The organism is Oceanomicrobium pacificus, from assembly GCF_009833495.1.
Taxonomy (GTDB): Bacteria; Pseudomonadota; Alphaproteobacteria; order Rhodobacterales; family Rhodobacteraceae; genus Oceanomicrobium; species Oceanomicrobium pacificus.
Genome location: NZ_WUWG01000005.1, coordinates 195169 through 216283 on the forward strand (window position 1 = coordinate 195169; position 21115 = coordinate 216283).

Genomic DNA, 21115 nt, shown 5'->3' on the forward strand with positions numbered 1-21115 from the left:
ACCGGAGCATCCGCATGACGACATCGGTAAAGGATCAGGTTGTGGAAATCATCGCCGAACAGGCGGTGCTGGACCCGCGTGACGTGGCGATGGACGCGACTCTGGAAGATCTTGGCATCGACAGCCTTGGGCTGGTGGAGGCGGTGTTCGCCATCGAGGAAACCTTCGACATCCAGGTGCCGTTCAACGCGAACGACCCGGCCCAGTCCGAGTTCGACATCACCAATGTGGCCTCGATGGTCGCAGCGGTGGAAAAGCTCGTCGCACAGAAGGCGGCCTGAACCGATCATGCGACGCGTCGTCATTACCGGGCAGGGAGCGGTCAACGCGCTCGGCATGTCGGCAGACGAGACGATGCGCGCCATGGCCGAAGGGCGCTGCGGGATCGGTCCGCTCGAATTCAAGGATGTGGAACGGCTGTCGATCAATATCGGCGGCCAGATCCGCGGCTACCGGGCCGAGGACCATTTCTCGCGTCAGGAAATCGTGCTTTTCGACAAGTTCACCCAGCTGGCGCTTCTGGCCGCACGCGAGGCGATGGAGCAATCGGGGCTTCAGGTCACTGATGCGCTGTCGCGGCAGGCCGGTGTCGTGCTCGGCACGGCAGGCGGCGGGTTGCAGACGCAGGACGAGAATTACCGTTCCGTCTATGAGGACGGCAAGAACCGCGTGCATCCGTTCGTGGTGCCGCGGCTGATGAACAATGCCGCCGCGAGCCATGTCTCGATGGCCTACCGGTTGCAAGGGCCGTCCTACACGGTGGCGACGGCCTGTGCCTCGTCCAACCATGCGATCGGACAGGCGTTCCAGATGGTCCGCTCGGGCATGACCGACGTGATGCTGACCGGCGGGTCCGAAAGCATGCTGGTCTTTGGCGGGATCAAGGCCTGGGAAGGGCTGCGGGTCATGTCGAAAGACGGCTGCCGGCCCTTCTCGGCCAATCGCAACGGGATGGTGCAGGGGGAAGGCGCGGCGGTCTTCGTGCTCGAAGAATATGAGCATGCGAAAGCGCGGGGCGCCGAGATCCTGGCCGAAATCACCGGTTTTGCCATGACTTCGGATGCGTCCGACATCGTCATGCCGAACAAGGTCGGGGCCGTTCGGGCCATGCAGGGCGCGCTGGCCGATGCGGGGCTGAACCTCGACGAGATCGGCTATATCAACGCGCACGGGACCGGAACGGCCGCGAATGACCGGACCGAATGTGCCGCGGTGCGCGAGGTGTTCGGTGATCACGCTGACGCGCTGCGCATCTCCTCGACCAAATCGATGCACGGCCACCTGATCGGCGGCACGGGCGCGGTGGAATTGCTGGCCTGTATCATGGCGTTGCGCGACGGGGTGATCGCCCCGACGATCAACCATGAGGAAGCCGACCCGGACTGCGACCTGAATGTCGTGCCGAACGTGGCGCAGGAGGCCGCGGTCTCGGCGGTCCTGTCGAACGCGTTTGCCTTTGGCGGTCTGAACGCGGTTCTGGCCCTGCAAAAGGTCTGAACGACAGCCTAACCAAAGCAAAAGGCCCCGCCGAAGCGGGGCCTTTTCCATGTCTGGCGGATGCTTACTGGCCGGTGGCCGACCCGATGGCCGGGGCGGCGGCTTCCGGCGCGGCTTGCGGGGCCGGCGGCGCGGTCAGTTCGTTGAACGCGGCCGTGAAACCGCTGAGCGACACGTTGAGCGGCACCGGATCGGGGCGGCCGAACGCGAAGAGCACAAGGTTCAGCTTGGCTCCGGCCTTCATCGCATCGATGCCCGCCTGATCGAGGCCGAAACGCACGGCGCAGCCGCGCTGGGTGCAGACCTGGAACTCGTAGCGCTGCGGCGTCTGGGCATCGACCTGTGCGGTCAGGCCGGCCGGCAGCAAGGTTTCAAGCGGGGTCATGATCGTCACGCCGGCGACGACATCCTGGCCTTCGGGCAGGCGGATCAGCGTCATTTCGGCGACGGCATTACCGGCCTGATCCTCGGCCAGTTGGTAGAGCGCGCATTCCGTGTCGGAGCCGATGCAGCGCACGTCCCATTCGCCATGCTCGGCCTTCACGAATTCTTCGGGCCGGGTCGGCGTGCCGCCAACGGGGAACTGGCTCGGGTCGACCTGTCCGGTCGCGGCCGGCGCTTCGGCGGCGGGCGCGTCGGCCGTGGCATCGGCATCCTGTGCCAGCGCGGCGCCTGCGGCCATGCCGGACAGGGCCAGCCCGGTCAGCAGGGCGGAAATCGGTTTGCGGATCATCTTTGCCTCATCTCGTCTGAAGTTGCTCGACGGTTTGGCACATTCGGTGTCAGGATCGAGGCCCCGTGTCAATCGCTGCCGGATGGAAATGGCCTGAACGGCGGAATCCCGCGCTTTGCCCACGCACCCTGCTGCCGGACATCAAAAAAGGGCGCCGAGAGCACCCTTTTTTGCGCGTAAGCGTTTCCCTGTCGGACCAGCCGAGCCTTTTGTGAAAGCGACGCTAGGTCAGGTTCGAGATTCGGTCAAGTGGCTCTTTGGGGCACGACCGGCGTTGACTGGGGCTGGCCTTGACCGCCCCTGCCTGACAGGATGAACGCGGCAGAAACGGGAGGGGATGGCATGACGGACGGGACACATATCTTCGTCGGCGGCGGCGGTGCGGACTATGGTGAACCGCAGCTTCTGGCGCTCGATCAGGCCAACCGGCACGGACTGATTGCGGGCGCCACGGGCACGGGCAAGACCGTGACCCTGCAGATCCTGGCCGAAGGGTTTTCCGCCGCCGGCGTGCCGGTCTTCCTTGCCGATGTGAAGGGCGACCTTTCGGGGCTGGCCGTGCCGGGCGATCCTGAGCCTGGTCTGGCCGAAGCGCTCGCCAAGCGCTGCGCGACCATCGGGCTCGACCCCTACACGCATGCGGCGTTTCCCGTCACCTTCTGGGACATGTTCGGCGAGAAGGGCCATCCGGTCCGCACCACCGTGACCGAGATGGGTCCGCTCCTACTGGCGCGGCTTCTCGACCTGAGCGAGGCGCAGGAAGGGGTGCTCAACATTGCCTTCCGCGTGGCTGACGAGCAGGAGTTGCCGCTTCTGGATTTGAAGGACCTGCAGGCGCTGCTGGTCTGGGTCGGGGAGGAGGCCAAGTCGCTGTCGCTGCGCTACGGCAATGTCTCGACCGCATCCGTGGGCGCGATCCAGCGGCGGCTGATCGTGCTGGAAAATGAAGGCGCAACCGCGCTTTTCGGCGAACCGGCGCTGGCGCTCGACGACCTTATCCGCACGGCGCCTGACGGGCGCGGGCGGATCAACATCCTTGCCGCGGACCGGCTGATGCAGTCACCGCGGCTCTACGCGACCTTCCTGCTGTGGCTTCTGTCGGAACTGTTCGAGCAACTGCCCGAGGTGGGCGATCCCGATCGGCCGAAATTCGTCTTCTTCTTCGACGAGGCGCATCTGCTGTTCGACGATGCGCCGAAGGCGCTGCTCGACAAGGTGGAGCAGGTCGCCCGCCTGATCCGGTCGAAAGGGGTCGGCGTCTACTTCATCTCGCAAAATCCCGATGACGTGCCGTCCGACATTCTTGGGCAGCTCGGCAACCGCTTGCAGCATGCGCTTCGGGCCTATACGCCGCGCGACCGCAAGGCGCTGAAAGCCGCGGCGGAAACCTTCCGCCCCAATCCCGATTTCGATACGGAAACGGCGATCACCGAGGTCGGCACAGGCGAGGCGCTCGTCTCCCTTTTGCAGCGCAAAGGCGTGCCGGGCATCGTGCAGCGCACGCTGATCCGCCCGCCATCCTCGCGGATGGGGCCGCTTGACGACGCAGAGCGACAGACGGTGCTGGCCGCGTCCGAGATGGGCGCCAAATATGACGCGACGGTTGATCGCGACAGCGCCTTCGAGCGCCTCGCGCGCCGCGCCGAGGCAGCGGCTGCCGAAAGCGACGCGGTGCCGGAACCGGCCGGTGACGGGGACAGGGAGTTTGCCAATGCGCGGCGATATGGCGGCGGATCGGGCGGCACTACGGCGCGCAAGCCCGCGCGCCGTGGCGACAGTGTGACCGAGGCCTTCGCCAAGAGCTTTGCCCGCTCGCTCGGCACCCAGACGGGCCGCAACTTCGCCCGCGGTGTGCTGGGCAGCCTGTTCCGCGGGCGCTGAGCCGGGCGCGGGTCAGAGCCGGCGGAGCTTCACTTGCACCAGCCGGTTGCGGTCCTTCTCCACGATCTCGAACCGGAACCCGTGGAAGCTGAACACCTGCCCGACCACGGGGATGATCTGTGCCTCGTGGATGATGAGGCCGGCAATCGTGTTCGCTTCCTCGTCCGGCAGATTGCTGTCGAACGCGCGGTTGAAATCGCGGATCGTCATCGCGCCGTCGACCATGAGCGAGCCGTCCTTCAGCCGCCGGAACTCGATCTCCGGGCTGTCATGCTCGTCGGCGATCTCGCCCACGATCTCCTCCAGAATATCCTCCAGCGTGATGAGGCCCATCAGCGACCCGTATTCGTCCACCACCAGTGCGAAATGCGACTTGCGGCGCAGGAACTGGCGCATCTGGTCGTCCAGCGAGGTCGTGTCGGGAATGAAATAGGGTTCCATCGCCACATCGAGCACGTCGAACCGCTCAAGATTGGCCAGCCCGTTTTCCGACGAGCGGATCAGGCGGTCCACCTCGCGCAGCACGTCCTTGGCGTGGATGACACCGACGATATTCTCCGAATTGTCCTTGTAGACCGGCAGGCGCGTGTGCCGCGAGTTGAGGCACTGGCTGATAATGTCCTGCGGATCGTCATCGGCATCGACCATCTCGATATGGGAGCGGTGGAGCATGATCTCCTCCACCTCGCGGTGGCGCAGGTCGAGCGCGCCGAGCAGGCGGTCGCGGTCGTCCTTTTCCACGGCACCTTCAGAATGGTGGAGCGCGATGGCGCCGGCAATTTCCTCATGCGCGAGGATCATCGCGTCCGGGTCGGTCTTGACCCCGAAAATCGACAGGACGACCCGCACCACGGCACGCACCACATTGACCACGGGCGCGAAGATCCGCACGAGGATCGCCACGAAAGGCGCCACGCGGGACGCCGCGGTCTCGGGGTTGGAAATGGCATAGGTCTTGGGCATCACCTCCGCGAAGATCAGCACCAGCAGCGTCATGATGAGGGTCGCGAGCGCAACGCCGCTGTCGCCGAAAAGCGTCGTGAAGAGGCTCGTGGCGAGCGAGGCCGCGAGGATGTTAACCAGATTGTTCCCGAGCAGGATCGCGCCGATCAGACGCTCGCTGTCATCGGTGAGCCTGAGCGCGCTCGTGGCCCCGCCATTGCCCTTGTCGGCCATGGCATGCAGCTTGCCGCGGCTGGCCGCGGTCAGCGCGGTTTCGGAACCGGAGAAGAAGGCCGAACAGCCCAGCAGCGCCAGAATGGCGATCGCCGTGCCCCAGAGCGCCGATGCGCCGGTCACAATCGCGCCAGTTTCGCTTTCCATTGTCGAATGCCCTTGAATTGGGTTGGTTTGCCATTCCCTTATGGGCACTCGATACAGTCTCTTCAAGCGACGTGCCCATGCAGTTTCGCAATCTCGGACGGATCGACGGCCCGCTCTGCCTGTTCGGCGGTCCCTATTCCAACCTTCAGGCGCTCGCCGCGCTGACCGGTGCGGCCCGCGCGGCGGGCGTGGCGGATGGTGCGATGATCTGCACCGGCGATCTGGTTGCCTATGGCGCCGATCCGGTGGCGGTCGCGGAGCGCGTCCGAGACGCGGGCTGGGCGGTCGCGGCGGGCAATTGCGAACGGCAACTGGCCAACGGTGCAGCCGATTGCGGATGCGGGTTCGAGGAGGGCAGCCAGTGCGACCTTCTGTCGAAAGGCTGGTATGCACATGCATCCGCGCGGATCGGTGACGATCTGCGCTTCTGGATGGGCGACTTGCCGGACGGGCTTGTTTTCGACCATGCCGGGCGGCGCTTTGCGGTGATCCACGGCGGCGCGGATGATATTTCCCGCTTCATCTGGCCCGATGCGCCCGAGCCTGACCTGCTGCACCAGTTTGCCCTTGTCGAGGCCGTTACCGGCCCCGTTGATGCGATCATTGCTGGCCATTGCGGCCTGCCGTTCAAGCGGCAGCTTGGTCAGCGGTCATGGATCAATCCCGGCGTGATCGGCATGCCGCCGCATGATGGCGACCCGCGCACGGCCTTTGCCATAGTGCAGAACGGGCGGGTGCAGATGCACCGGCTTGCGTATGATTGTGAAGGGGCGGCACGGGCCATGGAAGCGGCGGGCCTGACGCAGGGCTACCAGACAGCCCTTCGCTCCGGCTGGTGGCCGAGCGAGGATATCCTTCCGCCCGCGTTCCGTCGCGCGCCTGCGGGTCAGTCCCGCGCCAGCGGGTGATTTTCCAGAACCAGCGCCGCGAGCCGTTCCTGCAGGACATGGGTGTAGATTTCGGTCGTCGCGACATCGGCATGGCCGAGCAGGGTCTGGATCGCGCGCAGGTCGGCCCCGTGGGCCAGCAGATGCGTGGCGAACGCGTGGCGCAGCACATGGGGTGACACGGTCGACGGGTCGAGCCCGGCCGACGCGGCCACCTCCTTCACGAGCAGGAAGAACCGCTCCCGTGTCATGTGGCCCTTGCGGCCGCGCGACGGGAAGAGGAAGGGCGAGGGCACGTGGTGACGGGACTTCTCCCGCGCAGCCGCCTCGGCTGCGTCCCGGTGGGTGAGCCATGTCTGGATGCTGGCCTGCGCCGGTGGCGACAGGGGCACCATCCGCTCCTTGCCGCCCTTGCCCTTCACAAGGATCATGCGCGGATCGCCCCGCACGGCGGAGACCGGCAGCGAGACCAGTTCGGTCACGCGTAGCCCCGTCGCGTAGAGCAGATCGAACAGACAGGCATTGCGCGCCCGGTCGCCGGGGCTGCGGCCTGTCGCGCGGGCCGCGTCGAGCAGGCGGTCGACCTCTGCCTCGCTCAGGCTGTGGGGCAGGCGGCGGACCTTGCCCGGCCCCTTGATCCGTGCCGCCGGATCGCTGTCGCGCCAGCCCTCGACAAAGGCGAAATGGCAAAGCTGCCGGATCGCGGAGAGCCGCCGCGCACGGGTCGTGCGTGCCAGCCCTTCGGCTTCAAGCGTGCCGAGATAGGCCTCGATCGCGTCGCGCTCGACCCGGTCGATCTCGCTGCCGTCCGCGTGCAGGGCTGCCCGGAAATGGTCGAGGTCGCGCCGGTAGGCCAGAAGCGTGTTCCGCGCCGCGTCCCGTTCCGCCTGCTGCGCCTCAAGAAAGAGTGCGATCCAGCGGTCAGGCGGCGGGGCGCTCATCCCTGCATGCCCTGCGAGAGCAGCAGCGTCTGGATGGCGATCCGGCGGGCGTCGCGTTCCTGATCGGCGGTCAGGAGGACACGCAAAGCCCGCTCCAGATCGCCCGGATCGACATCCGGTCCAGCCTGCAGCAGCGCCAGCGTGTCGAGCATCACCGCCCCAGTGCTGCCCTGATCGAGCCGTGCGAGCAATTCGGCGGTTGCCGGATCATCATCCGGCGCGCCGCTGAAGGCGCGGTAGACAGCACGGTCGAGCGCGGCATCCGGTTCGGCCATGTCCTCAAGCGGCGTGCCGCGCCCCGCAAGGCTCAGCGCCAGGGCCAGACGCGGCGGCACCTCGTGGCCTTCGAGCCAGTCGGCCGCAGCGTCCGGCCGGCCGCCGAGGATCAGGATTTCCGCCATGCAGCGGGCGGTGTCGCGATCGCTTTCCACGACGCGAAGATCAGCCAGCAAATCGTTGAATTCGCGGGCAAACTGCAGGCGCAACCCGCGTTGGCGCATCAGCCCGTCGGCGGTCTTCACCGCGTCGATGATCCGTTTCGGCTCGCCTGCGGAAAACTCGTGATCGAGGTCCTGCACGGCTTCAGCCCGGTCCCAGACGCCGCCAGATGCCGCCGGACGACCGGAGCGGTAGGCCGCGAAGAGGAGCGGTTCGGTGATCGCGCCGGAGCGCACAAGGCGTTCAGCTGCTGCGATCCGCGCCCGCATCGGCATATGCGGGGACAGATCGGCATGCAGGAAGGCCAGCGGCAGCGTGTCATCGGGCCGCGGCAGGGCCACGGCCTCGCGCAGGATGAAGTCGAGCACCGTCAGCGGTTCGGGAATGTCGGGCTCGAACTCGTCGTCGAACAGTTCGGGATCGAGGAAATAGGTCAGCAGATCGCTCTGTTCGAGGCTGATGAGCCCCAGTTCCGTGCCGAGCGACAGGCTCAGTGCCGCAGCGTTCCAGTCGCCCCCGCGCGCGAGGCAGAAGACCCGCACCGGCAGCGTCGGGCCGAGGTCGGGCGAGCTTTCCAACTCGCCGCAGGCATCGCTCGCGCGGTTGGTCAGAAGGCTGATATCGAAATGGCGGCGGAACGTGTCCTGATCGCTGATGCCCGCCATGGTGATCAGCAGGTCGGCCTCGTCGAGCGCGCCCATTTCCATCAGCTTGTCGACACGCGCAAGGAAGAGCTGCCCTTCGGTCGGCGCACCGCTTTCGCCGCCTTCCGGCGCGGTGCTTTGTGCCAGCAGAAGCTTGCGATAGAGCGCGCGTGTCGCCGGCACGCCGGCGCTGCGGCTGCGGGCAAGGCGCGCCTGCACCTCCTCGGTGGTCAGGCCGCGCCACAGGTCCTGCGGAAAGCCGGAGGCGCGGGGCTCCAGAAGGCCGACACTGTCGCGGCTGAACCCGTCGAGCCGGCTCGTCTCGATGCCCGGATCGGCGGTGCCGGGCTCAGCATCGGGATCGACGGGCAGGGGGGCCGGGCGCGAGCGGACGGATTCCGACAGCCACGGGATGGCCGAGCGCGGCGCCGCATCGGGCGCGGCCGCGGCGGTCTGGGCCGCGGCCGACCCGACGGGCTGCGCGCCGGTCAATGGCTGGGCCACACGGGTCTGCGCCAGCAGGCTGCCGCCGCCCGCCAGCAGCGCCGCCGCCGTCAGCGTGAAGACCAGGGCTTTCCCGCCCCGTCCAGCCATGCCTGAGCCGGTCATTCCGACGTGACGTCGAGCGGGATCACGACGTCGCGTTCGGGCGCCGGCAGTGGCATGATCACCGCATAGGCGACGAAAGCCAGCCCTGCCAGAACCAGCAGAAACATCAGGAATTTCAGAATTGTGCCCACTCTGCCTGCTCCTTCCTCGGTGGTGCCCCTCTTCTGCCTTGCCTTGGGCGGACACCGTGGTATCACCGCAGGATACGGAACATTGCCTGCTCTCTGCTGCGGTCTGGATCGCCTCAGAGTAACGCGGCAGGGTCCGATCATCAATTGCCAAAGGTGGGCGCGGGCGTGACAGGGACGGGGCAGAAGGGCGAACCGAAGCCGCGTTTGCACGTGCCGCTGGTGCTGATCGGGTTGATGGGCGCGGGCAAGACCAGCGTGGGGCGGAGGCTCGCACAGATGCTCGATGTCGGCTTCGTGGATTCCGACGCCGAAATCGTGACCGCCGCTAACATGACCATTCCGGAGATTTTCGAACAGTTCGGCGAAGGCTATTTTCGCGAGGGCGAGCAACGCGTGTTGGGCCGGTTGCTGACCGAAGGGCCGCGCGTCGTTGCCACCGGCGGCGGGGCCTTCATGTCGCCCGACAATCGCAAGGCCATCGCGGGCGCGGGCCTGTCTGTGTGGCTGCGCGCGGACACCGATACGCTGTTTGAGCGGGTGCGCAACAAGCCTGGGCGGCCGCTTCTCGATGTGGACGATCCGAAGGCCGTGCTCGACCGGCTGCAGGCAGAACGCGGTCCGGTCTATGCATTGGCCGACGTGATCGTCGACAGCAGCCCCGGGATCGCCCATTCCGACATGGCGCAGGCCATCATTGCCGGGTTGCGCGACCATCAGGCCCGCCACCCCGAGCGCAGGATATTCGCCGTCTGACCGGCGGCCCCGAAAGAAGGACAGCCCCATGGAACAGGTTCGCGTCGATCTGGGAGAGCGGAGCTACGATATCGATATCGGTCCGGGCCTTCTGGCCACGGCCGGGGCGCGGATCGCGCCGTTCCTGCGCCGCCCGCGGGTGGCGGTCCTGACCGACCAGACGGTGGCCGATCTGCATCTGGAGGCGCTGGAGGCCGGACTGGCCGCGGCGGGCATTGAGATGCGCGCCCTGCCCCTGCCGCCGGGCGAGCAGACGAAAAGCTGGGCGGCGCTGGAGACCTCGGTGGAATGGCTCCTGTCCGAGCGGGTGGAGCGGGACGATCTGGTCATTGCGTTCGGCGGCGGCGTGATCGGCGATCTGGCCGGATTCGCGGCGGCCTGCCTGCGGCGCGGTGTCGGCTTCATCCAGGTCCCGACCTCGCTTCTGGCGCAGGTGGACAGTTCGGTGGGCGGCAAGACCGGCATCAACTCGCCGCAGGGCAAGAACCTTGTCGGCGCCTTCCACCAGCCGCATCTGGTGCTGGCCGATATCGATGTGCTCGACAGCCTGACGCCGCGCCAGTTCCTATCCGGCTATGGCGAGGTTATGAAATACGGGCTTCTGGGCGATGCGGCCTTTTTCAGTTGGCTGGAGGCTGAGGCCCCGAAGCTGCTTGCGGGCGATGTGGATGCGCGGATGCGCGCCGTGCGGCGGTCCTGCGAGATGAAGGCCGACATCGTGAAGCGTGACGAAAAAGAGCGCGGGGACCGTGCGCTTCTGAACCTCGGCCACACGTTCGGCCATGCGCTGGAGGCTGCCACGGGCTATTCCGACCGCCTGTTGCACGGCGAGGGCGTGGCGATCGGCTGCGTTCTGGCGTTTGAGCTGTCCCAGCGGCTCGGCCATTGCGCGCAGGAGGACCCGAGCCGCGTGCGCGCCCATCTGCAGGAGATGGGCATGAAATGGCGCCTGTCGGATATTCCGGGGGACCTGCCCGATGCCGACAGCCTGATCGACCTGATGGCGCAGGACAAAAAGGTGCAGGACGGCAAGCTGACCTTCATTCTGGCCCGCGGGATCGGCGATGCGTTCGTGGCGCGGGATGTGCCGGTCGATCCGATCCGGTCAGTCCTGCAGGACGCGCTGGCGGGGTAACCGCGCCCCAGCAGCCAGCGCCACGCCGACGGACACGGCAACGATCCCGAGCGCTTTCAGAGCCGAGACGGGTTCGCCCAGAAACACCCATCCGCCGAGCGCGGCGAGCACCGGCACGAGCGCGGCAAAGGCCGCGGCTGTGCTGGCGCCGAGGTGCCGCACCGCATAGCCGATGGTGATCGCGGCAAGGAAACCCGACAGAAGCCCGTGAAAGGCGAACTGGAAGAGGAGCGTCGGCACTGGCACCTCGGCAAAGCGCGTGCCCGTGACAAGGGCTGCCAGCAGGAAGGCCAGCGTCGACCAGAAGGCAATCATCGCGGCGGCCTCTTTCGCCCCCATGCCCGAGAAGCGGAACCGCACCAGATAGACCGCCCATGTAAAGCTCGCGCCAATGAAGAGCAGATGGCCGCGCCACGCGCCCGGCTCGGCGCCCGCCACGGCCTGCCAGCCGCCGACCAGAAGCGCACCGGCCAGGATGATGACAAAACCCGTGCGCCGCAGCCCGTCGATCCGCTCCTGCAGGAACAGGGCCGACAGGAGCGCCACGAAGACCGGCAGGAGCGACGGGCCGAACACGCCGCTGTCGGCCACCGGTGCGAAGCGCAGCCCGGTCGTCAGGAGCCAGACGAACAGGAACCCGCCGCCGAGCGCGATCAGCACCATGTCCGTCAGGTTCGCACCATCGGGCAGCAGGCCCTTGCGCCACAGGAGCGGCGCGAAGAGGAGCGCGGGAATGCCGAAGCGCATCAGCCCCACCTCGACCGGGCCGAGCGCGATACCGGTGGCCGCACGGGTCATCACCAGAAAACCGGCCCAGATGGAGATGGTCACGGCCAGCGCGCCCCAGGCCAGCGCGCGCGACGCGGTCACGCGCTGCAACTCGCCCCGCCCAGCACGCAGAACTTGGCGCAATGCGGGTGGTTGAGTTTGACCGGACGCGCCGCGTCGCGCAGCGTGCGGCCCATCTCGAAGGCCGTGTCATAGGCCAGAAGCGTGCAGGAGAGCACGACAGGATGCGCCGCGCCCTTGCGCTTGACCACCATCCGCGAGGAGGCGCACATCACATCCTCGGGCCGCTTGCCAAGGATCCCCCAGCAGGCGGTGGTGATTTCCGGCACATCGGCCTGTTCGTCCATTTCGGGGAAGAGCACCGTCTGCCCCGGATCGGCAGCGTCGATGTCGAACCGTTCTGCCTTGAAAAGCGCGGCATAGCCGGCGCGGCTTTCCGCATCCGTATCGCCCCAGAGGGTCCGGCCCGCGACCGCCATCGGAATCCCTGCGTCGCGCAGCCAGCGCATGCCTGCGAGCGTCACGTCATAGGTGCCGTCGCCGCGTTCCTCGTCATGCAGGTCGCGGCGAAAATGGTCGAGCGAGATGCGCAGGGTCATTTTGCCGGGATAGGCCGCGTTGAGCCGCGCCAGACCGTCGCGGACCCGCGGGCGCATCATCGGACGCATGGCGTTGGTCAGGATCAGCACCTCGAACCCGCGGGCGAGCGCCACTTCGGCCATGTCGATCATCTGCGGGTTCATGAAGGGCTCGCCGCCGGTAAAGGCGATCTCGGTCACCGGCAGCCGGTCGCGTTCGATCTCTTCGAAATAGGGGCGGATCTCGTCTGTGGTCAGATAGACCAGCCGGTCATTCTGCGGCGTGCTCTCGATATAGCAATGCGTGCAGGCGATGTTGCAGAGCGTGCCCGTGTTGAACCAGAGCGTCTTGAGGCCCGCGAGCGCCACCTGCGCACGGGTTTCCCCTTTCGCGGTCAGGTCTGGATCTTCGAATTTGCGCAAGGAGCGGGCCCGGTCGGGCGAGAAAGTCTGTTCGGTCATGTGCGGTCCTGATCTTGTTCTCCTGACTTGGGCCAGCAGCCGCAGCGGGTCAAGCGCCGCCTGCCGCGCGTGCCAAACAATATCGTGAGAAACTGGAACGTTTTAACGCCGATTTTACCAAGATCATGTTAGGCGCCCGCCCCAGTTTCCGGCCGGCCAGAAGTGCCCCGGGCCCCCAGACCAGAGCATCATCCATGACCCATATCGGCCTTTCCACGGGCGTGCGGGGCGGGCAGCCCCGCGCCGGATCCTTTTCCCGCCTGACGCAGATCCTCGGGGCCCGTGACGGGGTCGCCATCTCTTTCATCGACGACCGGATGCTGGTGCAGGACGCCACGAAGCCGGCAAACAACCGTTCGGGCGCGGCAAGTGCCCTGCTGACCCGTCTGGGCAGCGACCCGTGGCTGACAGAGCCGGGGCAGGGGGTGCGGCTCGACCCTGCGCGCGACTTCGGACTGGCCCTCGACACGGCGGGCCTGCCATGGCGCGCGGATGCGCTGCATGTCTATGCGCGCTTCACCCCGTTTTCCGCCGATCCGGACGAGCAGCGCTATGTGCTGCTGGCCGACAATAGCGGCAATGACCGGTTCGCGGCCTACACGACGCCCGGCGTCAACCTGCGGTTCGCGACCGGTGACGGGTCGGCGGCGGATACGAACATCTCGGGCACGCCATGGGTGCCGGGCGTGGAGCAGGAACTGTTTTTCGGCTGTGACGCGTTCGGCAAGAGCTTTGTCGACACGGGCGGCATCTGGGCGGACGAGACGACCACGCTCGCCATGGGGCCGGTGACGACCATCGGCATTGGCGGCTATGGCAATCAGGTGTTGCGGGTGCTTGACGGGATCCTGTCGGAACTGGTGCTGATCTGCGAACCGCTGCCCCGCATCCGCCGCCTGCAACTGCCGCCTGTGCCGGCCCTTTTTCTGGCGGAAGGGGACAGCCACACGTTCAACGTCTCCTACGGGCTCGCTGCGTCGGAGTTCTATCCCGCGCAGGCGGTGGCGGGGCGGGCCGGTCGGGTGGTCGCGGTCAATGTGGGCGGATCGGGCGACAGTTCGGCCGAGATGGTTGCGCAACTGCCCGCGCTCTTGGCCGATGGCGTGCCGGATTTCGCGACCATCTATGCGGGCAGCAATGACGGGGCGATGGTGATCGAGGCCGCGCCCGTGCCGACCGACACGGTGCTTCATGTGTCAGCCGCGGAGGCCGGGCGGCTCGCGGTCGGCGGCCATGTGTCCGTCGCCGGCGCGGTGCGCGAAATCGCAGACCTGTCGGGCGGCCAGGTGACGCTGGCAAGCCCCTTGCCAGCGGCCCCGCAGGCGAACGACCTTCTGGCGCCGGACACGCAGGCCAATATCGAGGCATGGATTGACGCCGTGCAGGCGGCCGGATGCGCCCGCGTTCTCGTGATCGGCGCGCATTACCTCAATTTCGCAAACGGCGGGGACACGCTTGCGACCGAGCAGCCGCTGCGCGCCGGCATACGTGCCGCTGAACGGGCCGCGGCCCAGTCGCGCGGTTGCCCCTATCTGGATCTCTATGCGGGAATGCGGGACATGGTGACCGGCGGGGACGTAACTGCGGGCGATGATCTGTCCTGGCATGTGGCTGTTGGCGACACCCACCTGAACGCCGCCGGAGAGGCCGCGATCGGAACCCTTCTGGCGCAGGAACTGGCGGCACTCGGCTGGTAACGCGATCCTCGCGCGGCTTCACCCGAACTTGATCGCGCTGATCCGCAAACCTGCATCCGAAAGGCAGGGTGCGGCGTAGTGCCCTCCATTGAAACAGGAGGATGATATGCAGAAACTGACACTCGCAGCCATGGTTCTGGCGCTGTCCGCTCCGGTCGTGGCGCAGGCCAACGACAAGAGCAACAAGGCCAATGCACAGGCAATGGCAGCCGCGCTGAAGGGCGGCGGTGGCGGCAACAATTCGCCGCTGAAGGACGCGCTCGGGCTTGAAGGCAATGGCGGCGTGGCAAGCTTCGTCAGCGGTGGCGGCACCGGTGGCTGGGGCAATGAGGGCAGCAAACTGACCGGCGGTCAGGTGTCCAAACGCAACAAGTGACTTTTCCGCGGCGCGTTGCGCATCGTGGGATCGGAACAGGCCGGGCGCGCGAGCGTCCGGTCTTTTTCATATGCCCTGAAACCATCGGGGCCGGTCGGTCAATTCGGGTGAAAAGCTGGAGCGGGTAACGGGAATCGAACCCGTAACAAGAGCTTGGGAAGCTCGTGTGATACCTTTTCACCATACCCGCTTCTGCCCATTGAGTTAGGGCCGGATGCGGGGCGGGTCAAGCGGCAAATGCAGGGCGCGGACCGCCCGGCACACCTGTCAGCCGGCACCCTCGGGCGCGCCGGCCGCGCCGCGGCGGCGGCGCCTGCGGGTCTTGCCTTCCGCCTCGTCGCGCTGATTGAAGCGCGGCTCGGGCAGGGGCACGGAGGCGCGCAGGCCCTCGAACCCGTCCTCGGCATGGGGAATATGGTTGGCCGCCACGAAATGCGCCTGAAATTTCGGCTCGATGGCCGTTTCGATCTTGCGGATGCGGGTGACGAGCGCCTCGATCTCGGACCGGGCTGCCGTGTTGAGGAGCGCGATCCGCGCGCCCGTGCCTGCCGCGTTGCCGGCGGAGGTAACCTTCTCCTCGGGGCAGTCGGGGATCATCCCGAGGATGAGCGCGTGGCGCGGCGAGATATGCGCCCCGAAGGCGCCGGCCAGAACCACGCGGTCGACATGGTCGACCCCGCGCCGGTCCATCAGGAGCCGCGCGCCCGCATAGAGCGCCGATTTGGCAAGCTGGATCGCGCGCACATCGCCCTGCGTCACGGTGATGAGCGGTCCGCCGTCGGCGCGCCCGTCATGGAGCACATAGGCATGGGTCCGGCCCTCGGTGATAATCCGGTCGCAGCCGGTCTGTTCGGCCGAGCCGATCAACCCACCCGCATCGACAAGGCCCGCGCGGCGCATCTCGGCAATCGCCTCGATGATGCCCGAGCCGCAAATGCCGGTGATGCCGCTCGCCAGAACCGACGTGTCAAATCCGTCCGCGTCGGACCAGAGGTCGCTGCCGATCACGCGGAACCGCGGCGTGCCGGTGTCCGGGTCGATTTCCACCCGTTCGATGGCCCCCGGAGCGGCCCGCTGACCGGCCGAGATCTGCGCCCCCTCGAATGCCGGACCGGTGGGCGAGGAGCAGGCGAGCACCTCTGTCCGGTCACCAAGCAGCAGTTCCGCATTGGTGCCGACATCGACGATGAGGACCAGATCCTCGCTCTCCTGCGGGGCTTCGGACAGGGCCACGGCCGCCGCGTCCGCCCCCACATGCCCCGCGATGCAGGGCAGGATATAGAGCGGCGTGTCGGGCAGGAGCGGCAGGTCGAGGTCGCGGGCGGCGAGCGACAGGGCGCCGGATGTGGCGAGTGCAAACGGTGCCTGACCCAGTTCCACCGGATCGATGCCCAGCAGCAGGTGGTGCATCACCGGGTTCGCCACGAAGACCGCGTCGCGGATCCGGTCCGTCCCGATGCCGGCTTCCGCGGCGATCTCGGTCACAAGCTGGCCGAGCCCCTCGCGCACGGCCGCCGTCATCTCCGCCGCGCCGCCGGGGTTCATCATGGCGTAGGAGACGCGGCTCATCAGATCCTCGCCAAAGCGGATCTGCGGGTTCATCAGGCCGGAGGAGGCGACAACCTCGCCCGTGTCGAGGTTGCACAGATGCGCGGCGATGGTGGTCGAACCGAGATCGACGGCCAGCCCGTAGAGCGGGTCCTCGTCAAACCCCGGCGTAACCGACAGAAGTGTCGGCGGGCGATCGCGATGGTCGCTGTGCAGGATGCAGGTGACCTGCCACTTGCCCTTTCTCAGCGCCGGTTGCAACTCGCCCAGCACCGGCAGCGCGGCTTCGGGGCGCGGGATGTCCCATTGTTCGGCCAGCGCGTCGCAGAGCCGCTCGAAGTCGCCCGACGGGTCGTGCATGTCCGGCTCGGCCACGTCCACAAGCACCTTGCGGATTGCGGGCGCGAGCGTGATGTCGCGCACCTCCGCGCGTTTGCGGATCACCTGCTTGTGGACCTGGCTCTCGGGCGGCACGTCGATGACCACATCGCCTTCGATCTTGGCTTGGCATCCGAGCCGACGCCCGTCGATCAGGCCGCGGATCGACTTGTAGCGTTCTTCCACCGCGTTCCAGTCCGACAGGGAGTCGGGCGCGACCGTCAGACCGTGCTTGGGGAACTGGCCGACGCCGGGTGTGATCTGGCAGCGCGAACAGATGCCGCGCCCGCCGCAGACCGAATCCAGATCGACGCCAAGCTGGCGCGCCGCCGCCAGCACGGGCGTGCCGCGTGGCACGCGGCCGCGTTTGCCGGACGGGGTGAAGATGACGAGCGGATCGGTGGTCATGCGGGTCGGGCTCTCGGCGTGGCTTCAGGTTCGGCTGCAAGCGCCGGTCTTGCGTCCGGCGCGCGTTCGGGGGCGACAATAGCCGGAACGGCGGCGAAGGAAAGGGCTGGCGGCGACAGGCGGTGCGGCAGCACCGTCGCAGGATCAGGCCCCTGCGTCGCCAAGCCAGGCGAGGATTTCGTCCCGGTGCTGGTCGAGCGCGGGCGGCGGCGGGCGCTGGTCGCTGTCGGGCAGGGCGGACATTTTCACCGGATTGCCGGCGGCCAAAAAAGCTGGATGGCCGGCCTCTGCGCGTGTCCGGACAAGCATGTTGCGCGCCACAAGTTGCGGATCGTCGAGAAGCTGGCCCACATCGCGGATCGGGGCGGCGGGCACGCCGGCGGCGTCGAAGGCGGCCAACCATTGCTCGGCCGTGTCGTTCAGAAGCCGCAACTCTATCTCGCGCTTTAGCGGCATCACATTGGCCACCCGCGCGGCATTGTCGGCAAAGCGCGGATCGGTGGCGAGCGCGGGCGCGCCGAGCGTTTCGCAGAGCCGGGCGAAAAGCTTGTCATTGCCCGCGGCGATGACGATGGGCGCATCGCTGGCGCGGTACATCTCGAACGGCGCTATGGAGGGATGGCGCGCGCCGGACGGCTGGGGCGGCTTTCCCGTTACATCGGTGATCGCGATTGCATGTTCCAGAATGGCCAACTGGCTGTCGAGCATGGCCACGTCGATCTTCTGCCCGCCGGCGCCGCGCTCGCGGTCGAACAGGGCGGCCAAAACACCCTGCACAAGGAACATGCCCGCGACAATGTCCCCGATCGAGGCGCCGACCCGGACCGGATCGCGCCCGGCCTCTCCTGTGATCGACATGACGCCGCCGAGCGCCTGCACCACCATGTCGTAGCAGGGCCGGTCGCGCCACGGACCGCTATGTCCGAAACCTGACACAGCCCCGTAGATCAGGCGCGGGTGACGGTCGTGCAGATCGTCCCAGCCATAGCCGAGCCGCTCCATCACGCCGGGGCGGTAATTTTCCAGCAGAAGGTCGGCGCGGGTCAGGAGCGCGTCGAAGATCCGGCGGTCATCCTCTGCCTTCAGGTCGAGCGCGATGGATTTCTTGCCGCGGTTGATCGCCGCGAAATAGGCGCTTTCCCCGTCGCGGAAAGGGGGGAAGGCGCGGGTGTCGTCGCCGCCGTCGGGGCGCTCGACCTTGATCACTGTCGCGCCGAGATCGGCAAGGCACATGGAGCAATAGGGACCGGCCAGCACATGGGTCAGGTCGATGACCGTGATCCCGGCGAGCGGTCCGGTCTGCGGCGTGTCGGGCAGCGCGTTGGAACGGGACATGGGCGGGGCTCCTGTCGGCCGGTGCGGTCTGTGCCGCAGTCTGCGCGCAAAGCGCGGCCGAGGGAAGGGCCCTCCGGCCGGGACCGGGCGCGGCAAATGCGCTTGGGCTTCAGGTGGATACGAAAAGGGCCACACCCGAAAGGCGCGGCCCGAACGTCGCAAAGCCGTACGGATCAGGCGCTGCGGCGCCGCCGGCGGCCACCACGGGCGCCCCGCGCGCCGGCCGGTGCCTCGCCCTCGGCCTGCGGGGCCTTGTTGGAACGGATCCATTCCGCGCCGTGGGCGTCATTGTTCATCAGCAGGTTGGCGGCGCGCACGGCCTCCATCTCCTGCGGGCGGACCGGGTTCATGATCGCACTCGTCATGCCAGCCGCAATCGCCATCGGCAGGAAGGCCGCGTTGATCCCGTGCCGGTTCGGCAGGCCGAAGGAAATGTTCGACGCGCCGCAGGTCGTGTTGACGCCAAGCTCGCCGCGCAGACGGCGGACGAGTGCGAACACCTGCTGGCCCGCGGTTGCCATGGCGCCGATCGGCATGACCAGCGGGTCGACCACGATGTCATGCGCGGGAATGCCGAAATCGGCGGCGCGTTCGACGATCTTCTTGGCCACCGCGAAACGCACGTCGGGGTCTTCGGAAATGCCGGTATCGTCGTTGGAGATCGCGACCACCGGCACATTGTATTTTTTGACCAACGGCAGCACGAGGTCGAGCCGCTCTTCCTCGCCCGTGACCGAGTTGAGGAGCGGCCGCCCGTGGCAGACCTCCAGCCCCGCTTCGAGCGCACCGGGCACCGAGCTGTCGATGCAGAGCGGCACGTCGACCAGACCCTGCACAAGCTCGATCATCTGCCGCATGAGCGGTGGCTCGGTCTCGTTCGGGTTCGGGTTGGAATTGTAGACCACGCCCGCGTTGACATCGAGCATCGTGGCGCCTGCGGCCACCTGCTCCAGCGCGTCCTTCTCCACCGTGGAGAAATCGCCCGCTTCGAGTTGCGCGGCCAGAAGCTTGCGCCCCGTGGGGTTGATCCGTTCGCCGATCACGCAGAACGGCTGGTCAAAACCGATGATGGCGGTCTTGGTCTTCGACTCGACGATGGTGCGTGTCATGCTGTGTGTCAGTCCCTGAACTTAGGCTTGGGCCGCCTGCCGGCGCGTCGCGCCGAACCGGGCCGTGAAATCGGTGGTCGCCGTGATACCGCCCAGCGGGAAGAAATGCACCTGTTCAATTTGACATTCGGGATGGGACGCCGTGTGGGCCGCCAGATCCGACAGGAACTGTTCGGGGGTAAACGGCAGCATCAGCTTGGTCACATCCTTGGCGCGGCGGGTGAGCACGCGCACCGACGGACCGGCGCCGCAGGCCATGGCAAACTTGATCATCGTCTGCAGCTTGGCCGGACCGGCCGCCCCGATATGGATGGGCAGGGTGATGCCCGCGGCCCGAAGGCGGTCGGCCCAGGCGATGACCGGCGCGGCCTCGAAGCAGAATTGCGTGGCGATGGCCATGTCCGCGTCGGTGCGCGACTGGAAGTCGTTCTTCCAGCGCAGTGCCGCCATGACCTGATCCTCGCCGCCGTCCGCGTCGATGTCGCGATTGCCCTCCGGATGGCCCGCGACATGCAGGCGCGTGTATCCGGCCTTGTCGAAGAGGCCGGTCTCCAGAAGCTGCATACTGTCGGAGAAGACGCCTTGGGGCCGGTCGACGCCACCTGCGAGCAGGAGCGCCTCGGTCACGCCCTCGTCGCGATAGGCGTTGATGCGGCGGTCGAGTTCCGCACTGTCGGCAATGATCCGGGCCGGAAAGTGGGGCATCACCGTGAAGCCCTCGTCCACGAGCCGCCGCGCCGTCAGGCGCATATCCTCGAACGGCGTGCCGTCGATATGGGCGATGTAGACGCGGGTGCCCCGCGGCAGGATGGCGCGGAAATCCTCGATCTTCGCGGCGGTGCGGGGCATCACCTCGATCGAGTAGCCGGCAAGGAAACCGGCCAGTTGATCGGGATCGGCGGGCGTGCCCTGTGCATCACCTGTGGGGCGGGTGCGCCGCCCGAATGGAAGAATGGTCGCTGCCATGCGTCTGCTCCAGTTCCAGACCACCGTGACGTCAGGACCCTTGCGCGGCCCAGCCGTCATTGGCGATCAGTCGCTTGATCGTCTCGGGATCGAACTCCGAATCGAGCCGCGCGGCTTCGCGATTTGCGACATCATGGTCGTCACCATCGACATCATAGGGCGCGCCGCGCCGCCATTCGGCCAGATAGGCATCCGTGTCGCGCGCGCCAACCTTCATGGCGCAGCGGTCGATGGCCTGCTCGAACCGCTCGGGCAGTTGCACCTTCGTGCCGCGCCGGCCGCGTCCGACGATGACCTGCGCGGGAATGTCCCGCCAATAGACGATGGTGACGGCTGGCATGGGTTCGGGTCCTTTCCGGCAAAGGGTGCTGGCGCTGGCAGGCTGCCGCTTTTCCGCGTCTGCCGACAGTCCCGGCGGGGGCTTGTTCCGGCATTTTTTCGCATCGCGCGGCCGGTCTGCGACAGGCGCGTCGTATTTAGACATTGATCGGTCGGCT

General features: G+C 67.2%; 20 protein-coding genes and 1 tRNA gene. 8 read left to right on the forward strand and 13 right to left on the reverse strand.

All coding sequences use genetic code 11. From position 1 onward, the window contains the following. Positions 1–14: 14 nt before the first annotated feature. Positions 15–281 carry an acyl carrier protein gene (locus GSH16_RS12395; protein ID WP_160855560.1) on the forward strand — a complete coding sequence of 89 codons (267 nt, stop codon included), beginning with the start codon at positions 15–17 and terminating at the stop codon, positions 279–281. 7 nt (positions 282–288) lie between these two features. Then, complete coding sequence (locus GSH16_RS12400) at positions 289–1497, forward strand: beta-ketoacyl-[acyl-carrier-protein] synthase family protein (protein ID WP_160855562.1); 1209 nt, start codon at positions 289–291, stop codon at positions 1495–1497. Positions 1498–1561: 64 nt separating this feature from the next. On the opposite strand, the gene GSH16_RS12405 is transcribed toward GSH16_RS12400, so the two are convergent. After that, positions 1562–2230, reverse strand: coding sequence for an invasion associated locus B family protein (locus tag GSH16_RS12405; RefSeq protein ID WP_235913184.1), 669 nt, complete (start codon positions 2228–2230; stop codon positions 1562–1564). Positions 2231–2572: 342 nt separating this feature from the next. On the opposite strand from GSH16_RS12405, the gene GSH16_RS12410 reads away from it, so the two are divergent. Beyond that, entirely contained in the window at positions 2573–4111 is a 1539-nt protein-coding gene (locus tag GSH16_RS12410) for a helicase HerA-like domain-containing protein (RefSeq protein ID WP_160855564.1), read from the forward strand. Between the two features lie 12 nt (positions 4112–4123). Here the strand turns inward: GSH16_RS12410 and GSH16_RS12415 are convergent, their stop codons facing one another. After that, entirely contained in the window at positions 4124–5434 is a 1311-nt protein-coding gene (locus GSH16_RS12415; RefSeq protein WP_160855566.1) for an HlyC/CorC family transporter, read from the reverse strand. 77 nt (positions 5435–5511) lie between these two features. On the opposite strand from GSH16_RS12415, the gene GSH16_RS12420 reads away from it, so the two are divergent. Then, positions 5512–6342, forward strand: a complete 831-nt coding sequence (locus GSH16_RS12420) for a metallophosphoesterase family protein (RefSeq protein WP_160855568.1) — start codon at positions 5512–5514, stop codon at positions 6340–6342. Here GSH16_RS12420 and GSH16_RS12425 read toward each other — a convergent pair. From GSH16_RS12425 to GSH16_RS16015, 3 genes are read right to left on the reverse strand one after another with little or no spacing between them, the layout of a single operon-like run. Continuing rightward, positions 6321–7262, reverse strand: a complete 942-nt coding sequence (locus tag GSH16_RS12425) for a tyrosine recombinase (protein WP_160855570.1) — start codon at positions 7260–7262, stop codon at positions 6321–6323. The two genes, GSH16_RS12420 and GSH16_RS12425, sit on opposite strands and share 22 nt — an antisense overlap. Further along, positions 7259–8938: a hypothetical protein gene (locus GSH16_RS12430; protein ID WP_160855572.1), complete on the reverse strand. Its 1680-nt coding sequence runs from the start codon at positions 8936–8938 to the stop codon at positions 7259–7261. Before GSH16_RS12430 ends, GSH16_RS12425 begins: the two co-directional genes overlap by 4 nt. 11 nt (positions 8939–8949) lie before the next feature. Continuing rightward, positions 8950–9084 carry a hypothetical protein gene (locus tag GSH16_RS16015; protein ID WP_268893969.1) on the reverse strand — a complete coding sequence of 45 codons (135 nt, stop codon included), beginning with the start codon at positions 9082–9084 and terminating at the stop codon, positions 8950–8952. A gap of 165 nt (positions 9085–9249) precedes the next feature. On the opposite strand from GSH16_RS16015, the gene GSH16_RS12435 reads away from it, so the two are divergent. Next, entirely contained in the window at positions 9250–9837 is a 588-nt protein-coding gene (locus GSH16_RS12435) for a shikimate kinase (RefSeq protein ID WP_328803227.1), read from the forward strand. 28 nt (positions 9838–9865) lie between these two features. Further along, positions 9866–10972, forward strand: a complete 1107-nt coding sequence (aroB, locus tag GSH16_RS12440) for a 3-dehydroquinate synthase (RefSeq protein ID WP_160855574.1) — start codon at positions 9866–9868, stop codon at positions 10970–10972. On the opposite strand, the gene GSH16_RS12445 is transcribed toward aroB, so the two are convergent. Together GSH16_RS12445 and GSH16_RS12450 are read right to left on the reverse strand one after the other, a co-directional pair. Next, positions 10943–11842 (reverse strand): DMT family transporter, encoded by a 900-nt coding sequence (locus GSH16_RS12445; protein WP_160855576.1) that lies wholly within the window; start codon positions 11840–11842, stop codon positions 10943–10945. The two genes, aroB and GSH16_RS12445, sit on opposite strands and share 30 nt — an antisense overlap. Further along, positions 11839–12801 (reverse strand): radical SAM protein, encoded by a 963-nt coding sequence (locus GSH16_RS12450; protein ID WP_160855578.1) that lies wholly within the window; start codon positions 12799–12801, stop codon positions 11839–11841. Before GSH16_RS12450 ends, GSH16_RS12445 begins: the two co-directional genes overlap by 4 nt. A 194-nt stretch (positions 12802–12995) precedes the next feature. Here GSH16_RS12450 and GSH16_RS12455 point away from each other — a divergent pair, with 194 nt between their 5' ends. Both GSH16_RS12455 and GSH16_RS12460 read left to right on the forward strand, forming a co-directional pair. Then, on the forward strand, positions 12996–14498 hold the full coding sequence (locus GSH16_RS12455; RefSeq protein WP_160855580.1) for an SGNH/GDSL hydrolase family protein: 1503 nt from the start codon (positions 12996–12998) through the stop codon (positions 14496–14498). A gap of 106 nt (positions 14499–14604) precedes the next feature. Further along, positions 14605–14874, forward strand: a complete 270-nt coding sequence (locus GSH16_RS12460; protein ID WP_160855582.1) for a hypothetical protein — start codon at positions 14605–14607, stop codon at positions 14872–14874. A 116-nt stretch (positions 14875–14990) separates the two neighbouring features. Here GSH16_RS12460 and GSH16_RS12465 read toward each other — a convergent pair. From GSH16_RS12465 to GSH16_RS12490, 6 genes are all read right to left on the reverse strand, one after another. After that, a tRNA-Gly gene (locus GSH16_RS12465) sits at positions 14991–15064 on the reverse strand. A 77-nt stretch (positions 15065–15141) separates the two neighbouring features. Next, entirely contained in the window at positions 15142–17208 is a 2067-nt protein-coding gene (locus GSH16_RS12470; protein WP_160855584.1) for an ASKHA domain-containing protein, read from the reverse strand. A 144-nt stretch (positions 17209–17352) separates the two neighbouring features. Then, positions 17353–18543 (reverse strand): CaiB/BaiF CoA transferase family protein, encoded by a 1191-nt coding sequence (locus GSH16_RS12475; protein WP_160855586.1) that lies wholly within the window; start codon positions 18541–18543, stop codon positions 17353–17355. Positions 18544–18716: 173 nt separating this feature from the next. Then, positions 18717–19652, reverse strand: coding sequence for a methyltetrahydrofolate cobalamin methyltransferase (locus tag GSH16_RS12480; protein ID WP_160855588.1), 936 nt, complete (start codon positions 19650–19652; stop codon positions 18717–18719). 21 nt (positions 19653–19673) lie between these two features. Then, entirely contained in the window at positions 19674–20618 is a 945-nt protein-coding gene (locus tag GSH16_RS12485; RefSeq protein ID WP_235913186.1) for a methylenetetrahydrofolate reductase, read from the reverse strand. A gap of 31 nt (positions 20619–20649) precedes the next feature. Beyond that, positions 20650–20958 (reverse strand): virulence factor, encoded by a 309-nt coding sequence (locus GSH16_RS12490; protein WP_160855590.1) that lies wholly within the window; start codon positions 20956–20958, stop codon positions 20650–20652. Positions 20959–21115: the final 157 nt, after the last annotated feature.